Origin of the sequence: Leptospira borgpetersenii serovar Javanica (assembly GCF_003046425.1) — a bacterium.
GTDB classification, from domain to species: Bacteria; Spirochaetota; Leptospiria; order Leptospirales; family Leptospiraceae; genus Leptospira; species Leptospira borgpetersenii.
Map to the genome: position 1 here is coordinate 37,014 of NZ_QAJG01000012.1, position 19,670 is coordinate 56,683.

Consider the following 19,670-nt stretch of genomic DNA (forward strand, 5'->3'; position numbering starts at 1 on the left):
GTTTTTGTTTTATGAAAACGGTCGATTGAAGTAGTTTTGTTAAACTGAATTATGGAATTTTTCAATAACTCTAATATGAATTCGATATAAAAAAGTTTGGGTTTTTAGTCTCGGATTGAAAATCGGATTCTACGTTATGAGATGATTCACGTCAAAAAATTCTGTATTCTTCCACGATTTCACGGAGGGAATTGTCCATTTCACGGATAAAACGAAGTTCCCTGGTCATTCTCCACATTGTAACCGAACCGTGATAGGCCATCAAAATTCTTCTAGCGACGTATTGAATATCCATGTTTCTTTTAAGCTGACCGGAACCGATCGCTTTTTGAAGATAATCACTAATTATCCGAGTCCATTTAGTCACGATGTCCTTAAGGAATTCCGTATATTCCGGATCGGAATCCATTACTTGACTTGCAAAACCTGCAAAAGGACATCCCACGAATTCTCCGTGGCGGATTTGTTTTTCTTTGAGAATCACCCAGGCTCTTAAAAATTCACCGAGATCAGGATAACGATCCATCAAGTCTTGTAAATCACTGAGAGTTTTTTCTTCCTGACGTGATAGATAAGCAAGTCCCAATTCTTTTTTGGAAGGATAATGATCGTATAAACTCGCCGCTACGGAATTGGATTCCTGAATGATTTGTCTCATTCCGGTGTTGGAAAAACCCTGTTTGTAAAAGAGAGAGGTGACCGTATCTAAAATTCTTTCTCGAACACCGGTTCCTGATTCTTTCTTTTTGTTAGGTCGAGTTTTCATACGATAATTCTATAAGATTCAGTCTTCAATCGGAAAGATCTTCTGTCAATGAATTTGGAAGATAAGAACAAAAAACAGAACGTTCGTTCTGTTTTTTGTTTGATCTAAATTTAACTCGGTTTAAACTAGGGTTAGAATTTTCTAAAGGGCACACGGAGGGGAATGCTATTTCGCTCCCTACGGGTCGCGAAGTTCCAAATACTGGAACAACCAAAGATAGCGGAGGCCGATATGATCGCGAATGAAATTCAACTCGTGACTCGGATATCCGATCTCGACACTCAAAGGCACGTGACTAGCAGGACGTATGAGAATTTCTGTCTGGAAGGCAGATTTCGAACTCTCGAAGAGAACGGATTTTCTCTAAGGGAAATTCTGTCTCAAGAGATAGCGATCCATCCTTTAGAGTCTCAGATTCGATTTCTCGCTCAGCAAATGGAAGGAACGAATCTAAAAACGGAAACCAAGGCATTTCCATTGGGAAGCGGTAAGATTTTTTGGGATCAAAAAGTTTTATCGGATGTGGAAACTCTGGCGGCAGAGATTAAAACGCTCACTTTTTCAGAAAAAGGCGGAAAGTCGATCGATCTTCTTCCTTTGGAAAAAACGGAGATGAGCGGATTCGATCAATTTCCGCAGATCCCCGATTTTAGAGGAACTTGTAAAACGGTGGATACAGAAATGGTTACTCTCTATAGTGAGAGGAACATTTTCGGAGAATATAATCCGGCTTACTTCTGGAGAATCATCGAAGATTCCAGATGGTTTTTTTCCACCGAGACCGGACTAACACTGAATCGTTTTGTGGAGATGGACACCACGATGTTTTTTATGGGTGGTGTGTTTAAGTTTTTTCATCCCGTTCCGGCGGGGCGGAGAATTAAAGTCAGCACGTGGATTCATTCTTTTGAAAAAATCCGAAGTTACATGAGACACGAAGTTACGGATGCGGAAACAGGTTTGAGATACTTTGCGGTGCAAGATGAACAATTGGTGGTTTCTTTCTCCAAAGTTCGCCCTAAAAAGGCTCCCGAGGAGTTTCAAAGGCTTGTAGGTGAATATGTAGAGCATTTTGAATATTCTAAAATATGAATATTTTATTGGTTATTAAGAATTTGAAGTTTGGAGAAAAAAAATGAAATTAACAAAACCTTTGGCGCTTTGTACGCCGAGAAGAACTCCTTTTGCTCAGATTGCGAAAGCTCTGGGACCATACCCTGGACATCATCTGGGGAAAATTGTCGCAGAAGACATTCTCGCTAAAAGCAAACTGAAGCCGTCTCAAATCGACGGAGTTGTGGTTGGAGAGGGATTTAGTAATGCGCCTAACTCTGCAAGAGTGATCGCTAACTTAGTCGGAATGAGAGATGAAATCGCTTGTATTACCGTTGCGAACAACTGCGTTTCCGGTATGGAAGCGGTTGCGGAGGCGGCCCGTAGAATCATACTCGGCGAAGGGGAGGTATTCCTCGCAATCGGCGAGGAGTCCCAAACTTCCATGCCTTTTATCGTTAAAAATGCTCGTTTGAATAAGAAAGCGGGATCTCTTGATAAACTCAAAAAACTTCTTCCGGATAACCTTCCCGAAGGTGTCGAGCTAAGGGACACTCTGGAAGACGGACTCGGAGACGGGGAAACCTCTTACGGAATGCAAGTAACCGCGGAAATTGTAGCTCAGAATTACTCTCTTTCCCGAGAGATTCAGGACAAGCTCGCTTTCGAATCTTTTAAAAGGGCATTAGAAGCTTCTAAAGCGGGTAGATACGCTCCTTATATTATTCCGATGAAAGACGACGAGGGTAACGAACTTGCCATCGACGAAGCGGTGGGTCTGCGCGAAGGTTTGGTGGAAAATCCGACTCGTATGGGACGTGCTATGCTTATGTTCGACAATCCCGGAATGAAATTCGAAGAATTCAAAACAAAATACGCAAAGGATCTTAAAAAATCTCACGGACCGACGGTTTCCATCTTTAACGCAAGTCCTCGTTCCGACGGCGCTGCGGGTGTGATCGTTACAACCGTTGAAAAAGCGAAGGAACTCGGTCTTACGATCGAAGCCGTCATTTCCGGGTGGCACATGAAAGGAGTTCATCCTAATAACATGGGAATCGGACAAGCAGTTGCCACCAAAGCCCTGTTAGACGATGTTGGAATCAAGATGCAAGACGTAGACTACGTTGAAATCCACGAAGCTTTCGCTGCGACTGCGGTTGGCGCTCTTGAACAAATCAAAATGGATACTGGTTGGGATTGGGAAAAATCTTTCGACGCTAAAAAAGTAAATCCGAACGGCGGATCCATCGCGATTGGTCACCCATTCGGAGCGACCGGAATCCGTTTGATCGCAAATGCGATCATGGACTTAAAAGAAGATTCTTCCGCGAATAAGGTTCTGATCACCGCATGTGCGCATGGTGGAATCGCAGGATCCATGTTGATCGAAAGATTTAAAGGTTGATTAGAATTTTAGGTTTTTCTAAAATTCAGATTAGTTTCCTGTTTTTCTAAAGTAGGAATAAAAATTCAAAAGCCTCGGTTTTGGCCGGGGTTTTTGAATTTATTTTTCTGACTCTTTGTATCCGTTTTACACTCCATTTGAGTAAGACAAAGTAACGTCCTTCTATACTTGAAAAACGAGGGTTTAGATGCGAGTATTAACCACAAAACAAGAAAACCAACAGAAGGAACTAAGAGCCGGTCCAAAAACTATCTTTTGTGGGAACGACATTGGCGCGACACTGTCCAGTCTTCTGAATGTAAAATCCTAAAATCAAGTTTACAGAAATCAAACTGCGGATGAACGAAATGAGGAATAAAAAGGGCTAAATGCTGATGAAGTTAACCGAACATTGTTGTAAAGAAAAGCGGCTGTTCAAGAGTGTATTGAGTTTACAGTGTTATGGATCATGTCGATTTAAAATTGTGGAAAAGCAATGAATCAATTTTCCATCATTTTCGGGAATCGATTGAATTTCGATTCGTTTGAGAAACGTCATTTACACAAAATCGTTGGCAACACCTGGTTACAATGTCACGTTAGAGAATTCCATTTTCTTTCAGGGTTTTTTCGGAGAATCCTGTAATTTCTAAAACGGTCTTTAGATCAATCCCCTCTTCAGCATTTTACCGGCATCTTCCAATTTACCTTTCTCAACACCTTGTTTAATGCCTTTCTCGATGCCTCTTTCAATCCCTTGCTGTACTCCTTTCTCAATCCCTTCTGAAATGAGTCTCTCCGCTGTAGTCATCGTTAGTTCCTTGTATTGTTCCAATTTTGATCTTTCCAAAACTCTTTTGAGTTCCGTAGGTTTTAAATCACGGGCCCAATAAATATACAACAACAGTTTCCGCAGGATTGCAACCCTTTTCGATTCTTCCTCGATTTCAAGTAATAGGGAAAATAACCCCGGCAGGTGAGAAGCGAATTCCAAATCCCCTTCCCGGATTTTTTGAACCACTCCCAGAGTGACTTGAAACGTGATACTTTCTAACTTCTTCTTCAATTCTATCCCTTTCAAATCGAATCAGTCTATTTTAAAATCGGGAATGAAATCCTGAAACACGTCCGTTTCTTGTTTTGTTAATACAACTGATCCGAAAATCGATCTCCCAATTTCCATTCAGAGGACTGAGGACAGACGAACTCGCTTTGCTCGTTCTAGACAGAGGACAGAAACGGGAGAGTTATTGCATCGCGGTTTTAGAATGCAGTTTGTGGAGATAAAAAAGAGAACAAAGGAAACTGCATTAGCAAAACGAACTGCTTTTCGCGTTCAGAGGACAGAAACGGGAATGTCTTGTTTCGTTTTTGGATTTGAATATCGATTCTTTGTTTCTTCGATCAAGGCTTAAAAATCCCGTCCTAAAACAAGTCGCGTCAATAGATTGTGTGAGTTCGACGTAATGAATGCGAAAGCGATCATTGTGCTTCGATCCTTAGATTCGTATGATTCTTGAACATAAGACAGTTCCGAATGGATACTTTTGATTCGACGGAGCCAAGAAGGCTGGCGGAGAAAACGAAAGTATCTCGCTCCCTAACATAACCTTACCCACAAGTTATGTATTGATAAGTAATTTAAACATAAAGCAGATCTCCATAACTCTCATAAGGCCTTTAAAAATTACAATGGGTCCAGGAGGATCGTCGGACTTACGAGCCAAGTGACCACCAATTTGGCAATCTGGCTCAAAACTGTATCCAAATCAGGTTCTTTCTTAGGCGGTTTCGGAGTTTCAAAAATTCTACAATAAATACCTTTCCATTCAAAAGATTCGAATAAGATAGACACTTTTAAACCGGGGATATTTCTACCTAAGAATGTTAACATCATAACTCTCCACGCAACGATAGCGTAGACTGCAATATAAGTTTTGAATCGATCTTCAAATTTAAATTGAGTTGATTCAATATTACATCCTGTTTTTTAAACCTTGAAGAATATTTCGATACCCCAATGGCTTTTGTAATATGCGATTATTCTTTTGCATCATCTGCGTTGTGAATAGGAATTGTGTTAGAAATCTCCAATTGATAGATTCTTCCTTGGGTCTGTCTACTTTAGTTGCGGTTAACGCATTCGTATCAATATTTTCTAATTTCTCGTATTGAGGGGATTTTATCGTTAGCTTTTCAAATCGAAGTTCAATTGTTGCTTCTTTTCCTTTCTTCCTTGGCACAGTATCGTATATGTGTACAGGTTTCAAAGTTTCAAGATAGGACCAAGAACAGCTTCTATAAGGGAATTCCATCAGGCGTAAACGCTATTGATGGATGCAAAAGAAGACCCTGATTGTATTCCGAGTTCATTGGTCCCAAACCTTCAACGTGATCCCTTTTTCTATAATAGACTTCCGTTGTGTCATTTAATACCAATGCTGTTTCTTGTTTTTGAATTCGTTTCTTTGTGGATTGGCGATGAGGAGAAAGTATCTTATCAGAAGATACTTTTGGATTTGAAAAAAACGATACGCCCCCTTGGTGCCTGCCCAATTGCCAAATATGTCGGGCAAACTGGTTCCACCTCGCTTTGTCATTACATTTACAATTTTCTTAAGTCGTTTATCTAATCTTTTATCTCCTAAGTTCAATGATACATATTCTTCTTCCACCCAATCTAATTCCGTTCCGAGTGTACTACTCAAATGTTGAGTGTTCATTGGGCTACCCTTTGTGGGTAAGGTTATGGGCTCCCTTTTATGGTCTCATGTAAAAAAATTGCGGAAGGGCTTGATACAAAATACATAGAAGAGCGCGGCACTTTAGTTTTCTACTTTACCATAAAGATCAAGCTGCAAGGTTCTGTCCCAGTTTTGGGGACAGAACCTTATCTAATATTCAAAACGCAGAATGGATTTTGTCGGAGTTACGACTTGGAAAAAATTCTTATTCGAAGAATTGGAAATCAGTGCATTTTTTGGAAAACGAACTAAAAAACGATAGATATGTTCTGTTGTGGTAATCACGTCCGAATCGTAAAAAATCGTTCCGGAAGGATAAACCCCGGGAGGAACAGTTTGATATGGATAACCAAAAGCTCCATAAAAAGGAAGAGCTGAAAAACGATAGTTTCGAACTCTGGCGGTGAACGTCTGAATGTAGTAATTCCAAATTTTTTCTGAAAATTTGTCGTTTAAGGAAAATTGAAATTCCAAAAACTCTGGAAGGACTCTCGTTTCTGGAACGATCTGAAATAGAATATAAATACCTTCCGAACCGTTGATCGAACTTACTTCTTTCCATTTTTCGATTCTGTCCTTCGGAGCTCTCGAAGCTAATTCGTTTTTAAGATCCTTTCTAATTTCTTCGAAATCTTCTTTTTCGATTCTGGACGCGGAAACTTGAAATCCGGCTCCGTAATAGGGTAATTCGGAAAGGCGATTCGGTTCACCTTGGAGCTTTAAGTCTTTTCCTGCACAAGTGGGAAAGAAGAGAATCGGAAGAAAACATAAGTATATTGTTAACTTTGAATATTCCTTTCGACAAACGTTAGTTATATGATCAATTTGGTTCCGCACGAAGGACAAAATTTCGCTCCATAAATTTCGATCTTAAAGCCGCATTCATGACAGTATTTTGGAAGAGTGGAAGGCGGAATTTGAGTCTGAAGTTGTTTTGGAGTATTTTGAGCGATTTTTTCGTCGAAATCTTCCAGATCCTTTACAATTCCTGAAGAGATGGTTTGAAATTCAATTTCGGTAAGCTTTCCTGTATCGAATTCGATTTTGATATCTCTTAGATTTTCCAAGATTATTTCTCTTCGGTTGAGCAGCTCCAACTTTTCAGATTCCGTTTCAGAAGTTTTTGTGTGAATTGCAAATCGAATATATAGAAACGGAGAAACTACGATTCCCAGAAGAATGATATAAAATGGAATGAGTAAAAGGTCCATTATTTCTGTTTTTCCTGTATTTCGGAAAGATATCTATGGAAAGAATCTTCGTTTTGTTTGGCGGTTGTATCGAAATCCTGTCGAACCGTTTGCTTGGAAATGTCCGGATTTTTACGTTTAACATAAAGATAGATAAATAGAATCCCCGAAAGACCCGCAAGTGCAAGGCTGAAATTGATCCACGTAGAATCGGGGGCTGCCAAAATATCTTCTCGAAATCCGAAAACGACCGAGTTCGCCATACCCATGTTACCCGATTCCACGAACTTTTGGATTACCGGATCGTTTAGGGCTTCCTCTCCGAAACCGTGAACCATTTTGTTCACGATGACTTCCGCACTTTCTCCTTTTTGAATTCGGTTTTCTATGAAGAGTTTCAATTTTGCGGAAACTGTACAGTTGTTAAAGGAACAATTTTTGATCGTGATCGAAGGAATACAGATACATCTGATTTTGGACGTAACCTCGTGGAAAGTACGGATCTGATCCGGTTCCGTCAGGTTTGTGAAAGTGGAATCGGCAGACAAAGACGGACCAAAGACGTAAATGAATAAAAACGTTAAGAGAATTAGAATTTTATAAAATTCTATTTTCATGATCTGGATTCTCCGACTGGAAGAAGAATCAAAAGTCCCGAAAAGAAAAATAACAATGAGCCCGCCCAGATGAATTTTACGAGTGGATTTATCCAAACTTCAAGATTGGCGACGATCTGTCTCGGAAATCGATTAAAGTTCTCCAATTTGCGGACGGGTTGATTTTCGTTCGTAAAAAGATAATTCATAAAAAGAAGAGGGAGATCCGGATTTTCATCCGAAAGATCGGAATGTTCTAGGGCACCCAACTGAATGTATAAATCCTCTTTCGGAGTGGAAGTGATCGAGGGCTCGCTTGTAGGAATATGAGTTTCAAATTCTCCGCTTAAGTGCGAGATCTGAGGGTAAAATCTTCTTTCGGTTACCATTGTTGAGAATTCTTTCAAATGACGTTTAACCTGAAAAGTCGCCTCGTGAGAAACGATTACGTTCTGTATGTTCAATCCGTTTTTTGCGTCCCCGTTTACAAGGGGTTTGATTTTGAGGGTGTCCGCGGAGATCTGATAGTTTCCTAAAATCCCCGTATCCTGGCTGGAATAAACGATTTCGTTATTTTCGGGAGCGTTTAAAAAATAGAAAAATTTAATGGAAGTGTTTTGTTTGAACGCATTCCCTGCGTAACCGATAAAAAGGATTACCATCGCCAAGTGAACAAGATAACCGCCGTATCTTCTTTTGTTTTTCAAAAGCATTCTGAAACCGGCAAAGAAATAATTTTCTCCGGGATAGGAAGTTTTTCGCGCAAGAATACCTCTGTGATATTCTTGGAGGATTCCGGAAATCGTAAAAATTCCGAGACCGACCGCGATCACAGAATACACTTCGCCTAAAACGTCTCCAAGGTTGTAATCGCTGATTGTAAAATTCCGCCTATAGAAAAGGATATAAACGCCGGCTCCTGCAAAGCCGACTAACAGTGGTTTGATGAAAGTGGAAAAGAAAATCTTATCCGCCCCCTTTCTCCAAGCCAGAAGCGGAGCCGAACCCATCAAAAGCATTAAAAGAATTCCTGCAGGAACTCCCCAGGAATTAAACCAGGGTGCTTTGAACTCTCTTCCGTAAAGAAGAGGTGAGAAAACTCCGAGAAGAATCGCAAGAGTTGCAATTACTAGTAGAAAGTTGTTAAAAAGAAAACTTCCTTCTTTGGAAGTTAAGGCTTCAAGATTGCGTTCGGGCTTGAGTGAATTCCTGCGATAGATCAGAAACCCCAGAAAGAAAAATAAACTCACTCCGATGTAGATGATGAAGGGAGTTCCGATTGTGGACTTTGAAAAACTATGAGGACCTTCGAGGACGCCGCTTCGAGTGATCCAAGTTCCCAATAAACAAAAATGGAAAGCGAAGATAATCAAAAGCATATTCCAAAACTTTAACATTCCTCTTCTTTCCTGTATGATCATGGAATGAAGAAATGCCGTCGATAACAGCCAAGGCATCAGAGACGCGTTTTCCACAGGATCCCAAGCCCAATAACCTCCCCAGCCCAATTCCTCGTAGGCCCATTTCGATCCGAGAAGAATTCCGGTTCCCAAAAAAAACCAAGAGAAGATAGTCCATCTTCTTACAAAACGAAACCAGTTTTCGGAAAGATGTCCCGTGATCAAAGCTGATGTGGCGATCGCAAAAGGGATTGCAAAACTCACATAACCCACATAAAGGATCGGAGGGTGAATCACCATCGCCCAGTGTTGCAGAAGCGGATTTAGGCCCCTTCCCGCGACGGCGGCCGGTTGAAATTCCCGAAATGGTTGTGCGTCCGAATAAAATACGGCGAGATAGGAAAAAAAAGCTGAAATGACGGCTAACGTGAGATTCATGATCGGGATTCGATCTTGAACGAGTTCTCTGGTTTGCCAAAGAACGATGAACGTAAAAACGGAAAGTAAGAGATTCCAAAAGAGAAGAGAACCAGAAGATCCGGACCAGATTCCGGTAAGTCTGTAAAATAAGGGAAGGTGTTCGTTCGAATGCATCACCACGTAATAATTTGAGAGGTCGGTTCTGAAAAGTTGAACGAGCAGAACGGTAAAAGCGAGAAGAATAACCGCGGTGTTTGCCGCTAGGGTGTATCTGCCTAATTCGATTGCTTGTCGGTCTTGTTTCCAAATTCCGTAAGAAGTCTGAACGATCGAAAAAAGAAGAATCGCGAAAGAAGTGATGATGCAAAGTGCGCCGAAATCATTCATATTAAAAAAACGTAATCCTTTTATTTGTTTTCTTCCGAATAATCGGCTTCGTATTTGGAGGCGCATTTCGCTTCTACGTGATCCGAGACTAACACTCCGTCTTTTATATAACCGTCCACTCTCGCACGAGTACCTTCTTTAAAAGCGTCAGGAAGAAGGGTTTCTCCCGTAAAAAAAACGGGGATTTGTTTTTCGTTAAATTCTAATATGAACCTCGCGGTCTTACCTTCGCGAATCACGGAGCCTAATTTCACAAAACCTCTGACTCTTAAAAGATTGTCCTGATATTTAGCCGGGGATGCCGCGAGCTCCGAGGCATCGAGAAGAGTGTAGGATGTTTCCTTGGAAGAAAAGTAAGCGATAGAGCCGAGGGACAAAAGAATGATCCCTGCGAGGACCGTGAATTTGATGTTCATCGTAAAAGTTCCGATTGTTTGCGTTTTAGACCATAAAAGTGCAACGGATGGTGGGAGAAAAGTGGAAATATCCCGGTTTTCTTTCGTTCCAATCGGGGATTCATGAATTCCGGATCTTATGAATGAGAATCTCGACCCATTCTTGAATCGAGATCGTAGTTCGGATTTTATGAACGAGTATTCCGATCCATTCTTTGATCGAGATCGTGGAATTTTCGAGACATCCTGTGGAAGGAAAAAAATTATCCAAGGTTAAGACAGACTTTTGAGTTCGGAAGTCGGTGGGAAAGGGAATGATCGTAATCCCTTTTTCTTGAAAAATCTCGACGGATCTTTTCATGTGAAAAGAAGAAGTGACTAAAATTACCGAACTCCAGCCGTGTTTCTTTAGTAGCTCGACCGCGAAGTTTTTGTTCTCTGCCGTGTTCCGACTTTTCGATTCTAAGATCAGGGAAGAATCGGGTATGCCCATTTGTTTTAAGAACCTTCCTGCAGGTTCGGATTCCGGAACCGTCTGATACAAAAGATTTCCGGAGCCTCCGGAGAATAAGATCTTAGGCGCCTTTTTGGCTCTATAAAGTCTTACCGTTTCCGTAAGTCTTTCCGCGCTGTTAGAAAGATCCACCGGTTCGTTGTGGATGCTCAAAGTCGAGACCATTCCGCCTAATACGAGTATGACGTCCGCCTGGGGAACTTGTTCGAGCGGGAGTGGAGGGTAATAGATTTCCAAAGATTGAATCAATTTCTGAGAAATATTACTCGTGGATAAAAGCCAAAGGATTAAAACCGGCGCCCAAACGGAAAATTTTTCTTTCCATTTTTTCAATTTGGCACCGGCAAATAAAAGTAAAAGAAGAACTAAGGGCAAGGGAAATAAGACAAGAGTCGCAAGTTTTGAAATCGAAAATAAAATCGTGGACATGTGTAATCGGACTGGAAGTTCCGTTCTCCTTATTTTTTAAGACAAAGTTACTTGTTAAAAGGAAATACTATGATTAGAGGGAACTTCTATAAAATCCAAAAATGAAGATTCTAAAATTGAATTCTAGATGAAATCACCGTTTTCGAAGTGATCGTCCGATAAAAAATTCATTTTATAGAGGCCCCTAAATTTAAAAATTACGATCGGTCTTAAAAGTCGAGTCTTCTTTTTGTTTTTGAATGAGAGGGGACGCGACTTGTAAATTTACGTACGACATACGTCTTGAATTATTTTTTCAAGCCTCGTTTTTTAAAAACAATTCAAAGATGCAGAGCATAAGATCTGTTTTAAAAGTCATATCGATCAAATGCCATCCGGAGTGAACGCGGCTCTATATGCTTTTGGCGGACAGGTTAAGTAAGAACAAGACTTTGTCCCTTTGTTTTCCGGATCTTCAGACCAGATTCCTTCCGAAGTCAAATCCTCGCAGGATATTTTCACCGAATTCGATTTTTGACGTCCTGCGGAATAACCTTGGCAACTCCAAATCGGAATGTTCGTAAAACAGGAACAGTTTCCACGGAAGGCCTGAGTGTCGGTGCAATAGATACAATCCGAAAGAGTTTTGTTAAAAGCCCCGACAAGTAAACGAATGAGTTGGTCCTGTTCTCGTTTGTCCTTTTGGCAGAACAGAATCGGAATTATTAATAAAATGAGAATATACTTTTTCATGAGATCTCCTATGGAACGACCGTGAACGGAAATGAGATTTTGAGAATTACATTCACGCCCGGATTGAGAGCGTAGTCCTTGTATCTGCTGAGATGATCCACATAAGAAACATTGAATACGTTTTGGACGTTCAGGTCCACCGAGGGCCGAGACGTTCCGTCCCCTAAGTAGGGAAGTTCGAAACCGAGCCCGATGTCCGTAAGATTATAACCTTTGGTTGGGGTTTCCTTAGGATCGACCCTATATTGAGAATCGTAAAATCTTCCGTTGATGGAAAAATAGAAATCCTTTAGCCCCAAAATAGAACCTTCCGTCCATCGAAGGCCCGCACGTGCCCGATTCGGAGTTGTTCGGGGAAGAGGGTTGGTGTCGTTCTGATTTCTTGCATAAACAATATCGATTCCGCCGGAAAAAACTAGTTTGTTAGTGAGTTCAGCTTGGATCGAAAATTCCCCTCCTTTTAAAACGGCGTTTCCCTGTTTGTATTTGTACTTCGGCAGGCCGGAGTTGGGATCGATTTCCGCGATACTTGCGGCATATATGAAATTTTGAATCTGATTTTGAAATACATTAACTTCCATTTGAATCCGAGAGGAAGCGTATCTGACGGAAAAGTCTAGATTATTCGAATATTCGGGTTTAAGGGAGTCTTTTCCTATTTCGAATTTTCCCGTACCTTCGTGAACTCCGTTGGAAAAAAGTTCGAACGGGGTAGGTGCCCTAAATCCGCGTCCATAGTTTAAAATTGCGGAAAAAGATTTATCGATTCTCCAAACGAGACCAGTCGAGTTCGTTGTCGCATAATAATTTTTGGTTTGTTCCGCGATACCCAAAGTCATGTTGTTTTTGATGTCTGCGGATCTTTTATCGCCTCGGACTCCCGCACTCAGAGTCAAGGAGCCGAGTTTGAGTTCCTCCAGAAAATAACCGGCTATGTTTACAATTCCATAGGAAGGAATCAAAGGTTCTGTTCCGATCGTCCTGTTCCTTTGTTCTAAACCGGAAACGCCTAGGGTTCCTTGCAAAAGATTGAATATAGGTTTGTGATGAAACTTTGCGTCTGCGGTCGTCGTATCTAAAAGAAGGTTTAGACCTTGGTATTTTGCCTTTGAAGTGGCCTGATAGAATTGAAATGATTTGTCGAAAATGTCTACGTTCTCGTCCCGAAGAACGTCTTTGATAGGAAAGAGTTTATTTTTGGATTCGATTTCTCTTCGATTGTTCCTTTGGTAGGAAAAATCGAGTTCCAGGTTTCCTGCGGGAAAAATGAGGAAAGAATGAAAATGGGATTTCTCATGAAGAAGTCTTTGATGAACCGTTGAACCCGGATTTTCGTTCGGATTGTCCAATAGATCCTGAGTTTGTTCTCTTCGGAAAGAATCCAGATAAAAATTTCCCCATTTTCCGTCTAAACCGATCGATGCATTTTGATTTTTTTCAATCATACCTGTGTTAGGCATCGTTCCGTTTGGAGTCGTAATTCTTCCCGCTTTTCTCGTATTTGCACTGGCGTGGTAGCCGAACCCGTCCACGTTGCCGTATATCGCAAAATTTCCTGCGTCTTGTTTGTTGTTCGAATAGTTGTTGGAGTTGAAAAGTCCCGCCATTTGGGGAACACCTTCTCCCGAACGAGGAGCTTTGTCTCGGATCACGTTGACTACTCCGGCGAGAGCGTCCGAACCGTAAAGTAAACTTCCCGGTCCTCGAATTATTTCAATTTTTTGAATATTAAAGGAATCTAATTCTACTGTGTGGTCGTCTCCGAATTGTTGTTCTTCCTGGCGGATTCCGTCGGTCATTACAAGGACTCTTTGCCCTGTTAAACCTCGGACGATCGGTTTTGAAGTTCCAGCCCCCGTGGTTAAGTTGGAAACTCCGGGAGTATTGTTGATCGCCGACATTGCCGTTTCTCCTCTTTGACGATCGAGTTGTCTGCCTGACAAAACCGTAATCGGTTGTGGAGAGGTTAGAAAATCCGAAATTGTGGATTTTGCGGTGACATTGATTGCGGAACCGTCCAAAGAACTTTCGAGGAGGATGAATTGGGTTTTTTGGTCTTTTTCTCCGATCGTAACCGAAAGTGTTTCCGATTGATAACCTCTTGCGCTGGCGGTCAGAACATATTTTCCCGGAGGGACGTGGTCTAAAACGAACTCGCCATTTTCGTTCGTAACCGCACTTTTTCTGGACTCTTGGATAAGAACCCTCGCGTTCGAAATCGGTTTTCCGTTTTTGTTTTTAATAACGCCGATTAATGCAACGTCTAAAGCGAAAACGGAAACCGGAGAGAAAAAAATTGAAACTATGAATATTCTAAAATACAAATGTAATTGCTCTTTCAAGCCGAACCTCCTGGACAAAAAATCCATTCAATCAAATAAAATCGGAAAAAAATGATTTAAGAGATGGAAATTGAAAAAGGAGGTGCTCGACCGAGCTGGATTTGAACGAAATTAGAAAGAGGAATAAGAACTTTGGAAGGAACTAATTTTTCTTTTTGAAAAATCGAAAAAAAATTCTGAGTTAGGAAACTCGGATTCCAGATAGAATGTGTTTCTCTTTGGAACCGACAGATCGGACAAGCGGGAGACTGTTTAGAATCTTGATATGCGGAGTAAGATGATTGAGAAAAGGTTCGAGTCTCTTTTTCTGCGTGAATATGAAACCCCGTTCCCACGAAAAGAACAAGCGCAAGAAATCCGGATTTGAGACTTTTAGCAGTCATTTTATATTATTTGCTGGCTATGATCCAATGTGAATAAGAGTATTTAAAATGTAAAATCATAAATGAAAAATTAAGATTTCGGTTTAAAAGTTTTTAAGTATTGATAATGTAATTCTCTTTAAGAAACGTCATTTACGCAATATTGCTGATAACGTCTGAAAATTTGATATTTTCATTTTGTAATCAATTCATACAATTTGTACTACTAGACGAACGGGAATTCGATATAAAAAAGTTCGGGCAACCACTCGCAAGTTTCATAACTAAAATGGTTCGCGAGCTGAAACTAAAGTGCTGTTTTTGTGGGTTGTAGTATAATAATTGTTTTTTCATTTGTTACGCCGAACTCACGTTATCATAACACCGTAAACTCAATACGCTCTTGAACAAGTCATTTTCTTTACAACAATGTTCGGCTTCATCAGCACTTAAGCTTTTTACTCCTCATTTAGTTCATCAAGCAGTTTGATCTCTGTAAACTTAATTTTAGGGCTTTACATCTTCGAAAAAAATTTCGTTTTCCTAATGCAGTTTCTTTTGTTCTCTTTTTTGTCTCCCTAAACTGCATTAGAGATCCGTGATGTAATATCTCTCCCGTTTCTGTCCTCAGTCCTCTGAATGGACAAACTCTTGGTTCCTTCTGTTGGTTTTCTTTTTTTGTGGTAATACTCGCATCTAAACCCTCGTTTTTCAAACCCGGAAAAAGGGGCACCGTTTTGTCTAATTTAAAACCGATCTTAAATCACAGAACGCTTAGAATTCTTTCTAAGGTTTTTTGTTTTTCTTCAAACGGAAAAAAATGGGAGGCTCCTGGCCAAATCTCTAAGGTTGATTTTTTATTTCCGGAATTGATTCTTCTTGCGCTTTTTGGAGAACAAACTTCGTAGGGATCGGGAATTGTAAGATGTGTTTCCGTCTTGATTTTTCTAAATTGAAACAAACTTCGATAACTCACCGAATCGAAAATTTTCGCTTCTACTTCGGGCAGACAGCGTAAAAAAGCTTTTCCGCTTTCTCCGATTCGAAAACAACTTTGGATGTAGTCGTCGTAAATTTCAGGATCCATCTTGAAAAAGGAAGGGGTTCTTTTGTAGAGTTTGGAAACGGTCTCTATATTTTTAAATTCCCTTCTTCTTTTGATGGCAACTTTGGCAAGAGGATTGTGAAAAAGTCGAGAGTAAGATACTTTCAAAAAATCTAATATGACCGGATCGTGTGCGATCACCTTGTCGAACTTGTCGGGAGAATGATAGGATGAAAGTAAAAGGCTCGCTCCTCCCAGGGAGTGGCCGACGCCTATGATATTCCGTAGATTTTCCGTTTCTATCAGCCTAAGGATTTGATCTCTAAAGAAATACCAGTCTTTAAAATCGAGAGTGGAATCGGATTCTCCATGGCCCGCAAAATCGAGAGCGATTACGCGATGCGTTTTAGAAAGAGCTTCGATGTAAAATTTATACGTAAAAGCGCTGTATCCGTTTGCATGACAAAGAATGATCGTCTGTTTTGAATTGGAATCCGAACCTGTATCGATATAGGAAAGATTGAGTCCTTGAAAGGAGAATATTTTTCTGAACATAATGGAAAGATTTGACCTTGATCTTTCCAACTCCTTCGATGGACTGGTTTTGTAAAGCTGAAACCGGGGCCTCTATGCAGATACAAGTTCTTATCGTTTTTACCGTCGCTCTTGCATTTAATGCACTTGCTAATGTTCTCATTAAGGCTAGTTCTTTAAACGACGTTTCCGAAAAAACGGTGGGCTTGGGAGCGATTCTGCAAGTCGTCTTCAATCCAATTTTTATCGGAGGATTGGTTTCTTTCGGTTTGGCACTTTTGGGATATCGCTTCGTTTTAGGGAAGGGATTAAAACTTTCTCTTGCATATCCGGTTTTTACGAGTGCGGGTTTTATTATCGTATTGATCGTATCTTCCATTGTGTTTAAGGAAAGATTAACGTGGCCTCAGTGGGTGGGAATTTTTCTTATACTTGCGGGTGTTTGGCTTTGTGCCGCAAATATGTTCGAAACAAAATCTTAAGGTTGATGGTTAGAAGGTATTTCAAAAATACTTTATCTTTGCTTAAAACGCCGATTCAAATCATTCTAAGATATTTTTGAGATACTTTCCGGTATTCTCATGACCATGATTCATTCAAACTTAATTTGAAAGATTTGGTTCGCTCTGAAGTCCGTGATAAGAAGTCTTTGATTGGGACAATCTATCTTGACCACGCCGAGTGCGGAGAACGTATGAGGAATCGTGAAAACGTTGAGGTCTGGGTCGACGATTCGGATTTTGTTGGAGCTTGTATCTGACACGAACATATAGCCGCTATTGTCGAGAGAAATAAAAGCGGGACTGTCAAAGGATGCGTTTAAGCCTTTTCCATCTATGCTCGCTTCGATTCCGTTCCCTAAAAGAGTGGAAACCGTTGAAGTTTTAAGATCGATCTTACGAATTCTGTGGTTTTGAAGATCTGCGACTAATAGACTATCGGTTTTTTGATCATAAATAATCCCTGATGGAGATTTGAATTGTGCCGAAGTTAAATCCCCGTCTAAGTAGCCCGAAACTCCGCCTGAGAGTGTGCTCACAGTTTCGGAGTTTAAATTTATTTTTCGGATTGTGTGGTTGCCCAGTTCTCCCACATATAAATTCCTTTCCCGATCCAAGTCCATAAAGAGCGGACCTTTGAATAAAGAATTCAACCTATCCCCGTTTTGGAATCCGCCTATGCCCGAGGAATTGCCCGCATATAAGGAGAATTGGTCCATAGGATCGATCTTCAATATTTGGGCTGTATCTTGGCAGGAAATGAATTTATCTCCAGTGATCGGATCGAATTTGATTCCGGCAGGGGCCCCAAGAACTAAGTTTGTAGAAAGAGTGGTCACATTACCGAAACGATCTATCTTACGAATCAGATTTGAATCTGAGTCGCTCACGAAAATATTTCCGAAGGTATCTAATTCCAAACTGAAAGGCGTTTTGAAAGAAGCGGTCTGAGTCGTTCCGTCGATACTCTCTCGAATTCCCGTTCCTGCAAATGGGCTTACCACAGGGTTGTTTGTAACCTTCAGTTTACAAGTGTGGCATTCCTTAAGGATACAATCCAGGATCATATTTTCCATCCAGGCCTGGCTCATAAAAATACTCGGATTATAAACGGAAGAAGGAGAACAAGAAACGAATGCCAGGATGAAAATTATAATTCGATAAAACATGAGGCGATTTTTCTTTGGAATGAATCTAGAAACGATACATGTTTCAGAATGAATAGACGAAAAAAATCTGGTAAAAAATTCCAAAAACCGAAATGAAATTTTCAAAAAAAATGGAATTAGAAGCTATCTCAAAAATATCTTAGAATGATTGGAGTCGGCGTTTTAAGAGAAAATAAAGTATTTTTGAGATAGCTTCAGCAACTCGAAAGTTTTCCCATTATGAATTTTTGGATTCTCAAGAATGAAAATAAAAAAAGGTATCTCAATTTATTCTTTTTTTCTCTATAGGAAAAGATTCTTTTTGAAGAGGTTTTGATTCGATGAACAAAGGTCCACTTTCCGGAGTAAAGGTAATCGACTTAAGTTTATTACTTCCAGGTCCGCTTTGCTCCATGTATTTGGGAGATATGGGAGCGGATGTGATTAAGGTTGAAAATCCGAGAGCGATGGACGCCACCCGGGTTATGTTTAAAAAAGCGAATGGGGCCCCTTCTTTATTTTTGATGCTCAATCGAAATAAGAAAGCGATTACCCTCAATTTAAAAAAGGAAAAGTCGAGGGAAATATTTTTTAAACTATTAGAAGACGCTGATATACTTTTGGAAGGTTTTCGACCGGACGGACTTGCCAAGATGGGAATCGGTTACGAGGATCTAAAAGAGCGTTTCCCGCGTTTGATTTACTGCGGCATCTACGGATACGGAGCGGAAGGAAAATATAGGGACTTTGCCGGACACGATGTAAACTATCTTTCACTTTCGGGAGTTCTTTCGCAAACCGGTAAAACTCCGCAGATTCCCGGTTATCAGCTTGCGGATATAGGAGGAGGAACGATGACGGCTCTTGCTTCGATCTTGGCGGCTCTGTATGCGAGGGAAAAGACGGGGAAAGGACAGAAGATCGCGATTTCTATGATGGATTCTTCCCTTCCGTTTTTATCTTTGTATGCGGGAATATTCGCGGCTACCGGGAAAAATCCGGAAGGGGGAAACGAACTTCTATCTGGTAAATTACCGAATTATAATATATATCAAACTAAGGAAGGGCGTTGGGTTGCATTAGGCGCGCTTGAGGATATGTTTTTTAAGACCTTTTTACGTCAGTCGGGATTAGATGGACATTTGGGGGAATTACCGACGGAAGAGAAAAACTTTTCCAAGTGGAAAGAAATTCTTACCGCTTACTTTGCATCCAAGACGTTTGAAGATTTGAACTTTTTATTTGAGAATGAGGATTCTTGTCTGACCCCCGTTAAGACGATGGAAGAAGTCAGTAAAGATCCGGTTTTAAGGGAAAGGGGAATGATTCTAGATAAAAAACATCCCGAATATGGTGATTACTTTCAGTTTGGAGCTCCTTTTCCGTTTTCCGCAACCCCGATTACATATCGGTTGGATCCTCCAAATCATGGGGAACATAATACGTCGATTTACCGATCTCTCGGATATACTTTGGAAGAAATCGAAACGATGAAAAAGGAAAAAGTGATTTGATTTCGTCTGAAAACGTTTAGGACATTGAAATATTTCCAAAATTGAAATCTCTAAATACTAAAAACAGAACGTTCGTTCTTTGAGATTGAAAAGAATGGCATATTTGAAGCTGATTTTTGAAGGGAATGAATTTTGAATAAAAAGCTTTCAATGTAAAATGAATAAAAAAGAAAAAAACGAGTGAAGCGCCGATTTTTTCTCCCGTATTTTGA

The 19,670-nt window shown here is 40.5% G+C and carries 16 protein-coding genes and 2 pseudogenes; 4 read left to right on the plus strand and 14 right to left on the minus strand.

What is annotated here, in order from left to right; translation table 11 throughout:
- Positions 1-151 precede the first annotated feature (151 nt).
- Positions 152-766 (minus strand): TetR/AcrR family transcriptional regulator, encoded by a 615-nt coding sequence (locus tag CLV95_RS11280; protein ID WP_002733170.1) that lies wholly within the window; start codon positions 764-766, stop codon positions 152-154.
- A gap of 231 nt (positions 767-997) precedes the next feature.
- On the opposite strand from CLV95_RS11280, the gene CLV95_RS11285 reads away from it, so the two are divergent.
- The gene (locus tag CLV95_RS11285; protein WP_002729707.1) at positions 998-1,858 is read left to right on the plus strand and encodes an acyl-CoA thioesterase; all 861 of its coding nucleotides are present in this window, start codon (positions 998-1,000) and stop codon (positions 1,856-1,858) included.
- A 43-nt stretch (positions 1,859-1,901) separates the two neighbouring features.
- Entirely contained in the window at positions 1,902-3,227 is a 1,326-nt protein-coding gene (locus tag CLV95_RS11290; RefSeq protein ID WP_002729103.1) for a thiolase family protein, read from the plus strand.
- A 578-nt stretch (positions 3,228-3,805) separates the two neighbouring features.
- Here CLV95_RS11290 and CLV95_RS11295 read toward each other — a convergent pair.
- From CLV95_RS11295 to CLV95_RS11355, 12 genes and pseudogenes are all read right to left on the minus strand, one after another.
- Positions 3,806-4,287 (minus strand): annotated as a pseudogene (locus CLV95_RS11295) (Rpn family recombination-promoting nuclease/putative transposase).
- A 541-nt stretch (positions 4,288-4,828) separates the two neighbouring features.
- A pseudogene (locus CLV95_RS19390) lies at positions 4,829-5,929 on the minus strand (IS4 family transposase).
- Positions 5,930-6,100: 171 nt separating this feature from the next.
- Entirely contained in the window at positions 6,101-6,727 is a 627-nt protein-coding gene (locus CLV95_RS11305) for a hypothetical protein (protein ID WP_230456551.1), read from the minus strand.
- Positions 6,728-6,762: 35 nt separating this feature from the next.
- Entirely contained in the window at positions 6,763-7,161 is a 399-nt protein-coding gene (locus tag CLV95_RS11310; protein ID WP_002733244.1) for a zinc ribbon domain-containing protein, read from the minus strand.
- Positions 7,161-7,757: a cytochrome c-type biogenesis protein gene (locus CLV95_RS11315; RefSeq protein WP_002733300.1), complete on the minus strand. Its 597-nt coding sequence runs from the start codon at positions 7,755-7,757 to the stop codon at positions 7,161-7,163. Before CLV95_RS11315 ends, CLV95_RS11310 begins: the two co-directional genes overlap by 1 nt.
- Positions 7,754-9,943, minus strand: coding sequence for a heme lyase CcmF/NrfE family subunit (locus CLV95_RS11320; RefSeq protein WP_002733250.1), 2,190 nt, complete (start codon positions 9,941-9,943; stop codon positions 7,754-7,756). Before CLV95_RS11320 ends, CLV95_RS11315 begins: the two co-directional genes overlap by 4 nt.
- 20 nt (positions 9,944-9,963) lie before the next feature.
- Positions 9,964-10,359 (minus strand): cytochrome c maturation protein CcmE domain-containing protein, encoded by a 396-nt coding sequence (locus tag CLV95_RS11325; RefSeq protein WP_002729012.1) that lies wholly within the window; start codon positions 10,357-10,359, stop codon positions 9,964-9,966.
- Positions 10,360-10,459: 100 nt separating this feature from the next.
- Complete coding sequence (locus tag CLV95_RS11330) at positions 10,460-11,281, minus strand: YdcF family protein (protein ID WP_002729045.1); 822 nt, start codon at positions 11,279-11,281, stop codon at positions 10,460-10,462.
- A 363-nt stretch (positions 11,282-11,644) separates the two neighbouring features.
- Positions 11,645-12,013 (minus strand): hypothetical protein, encoded by a 369-nt coding sequence (locus CLV95_RS11335; protein WP_002729106.1) that lies wholly within the window; start codon positions 12,011-12,013, stop codon positions 11,645-11,647.
- A gap of 8 nt (positions 12,014-12,021) precedes the next feature.
- Positions 12,022-14,355: a TonB-dependent receptor gene (locus CLV95_RS11340; RefSeq protein WP_002733272.1), complete on the minus strand. Its 2,334-nt coding sequence runs from the start codon at positions 14,353-14,355 to the stop codon at positions 12,022-12,024.
- 56 nt (positions 14,356-14,411) lie between these two features.
- Complete coding sequence (locus tag CLV95_RS11345) at positions 14,412-14,738, minus strand: LIC10965 family protein (protein WP_002728986.1); 327 nt, start codon at positions 14,736-14,738, stop codon at positions 14,412-14,414.
- Between the two features lie 742 nt (positions 14,739-15,480).
- On the minus strand, positions 15,481-16,317 hold the full coding sequence (locus CLV95_RS11355; RefSeq protein ID WP_002729003.1) for an alpha/beta fold hydrolase: 837 nt from the start codon (positions 16,315-16,317) through the stop codon (positions 15,481-15,483).
- A gap of 74 nt (positions 16,318-16,391) precedes the next feature.
- Here CLV95_RS11355 and CLV95_RS11360 point away from each other — a divergent pair, with 74 nt between their 5' ends.
- On the plus strand, positions 16,392-16,778 hold the full coding sequence (locus tag CLV95_RS11360; RefSeq protein ID WP_011670854.1) for a DMT family transporter: 387 nt from the start codon (positions 16,392-16,394) through the stop codon (positions 16,776-16,778).
- 110 nt (positions 16,779-16,888) lie between these two features.
- On the opposite strand, the gene CLV95_RS11365 is transcribed toward CLV95_RS11360, so the two are convergent.
- Positions 16,889-17,965, minus strand: a complete 1,077-nt coding sequence (locus CLV95_RS11365) for an NHL repeat-containing protein (protein ID WP_016561375.1) — start codon at positions 17,963-17,965, stop codon at positions 16,889-16,891.
- Between the two features lie 392 nt (positions 17,966-18,357).
- On the opposite strand from CLV95_RS11365, the gene CLV95_RS11370 reads away from it, so the two are divergent.
- Positions 18,358-19,458, plus strand: a complete 1,101-nt coding sequence (locus CLV95_RS11370) for a CaiB/BaiF CoA transferase family protein (protein ID WP_002733306.1) — start codon at positions 18,358-18,360, stop codon at positions 19,456-19,458.
- Positions 19,459-19,670 lie beyond the last annotated feature (212 nt).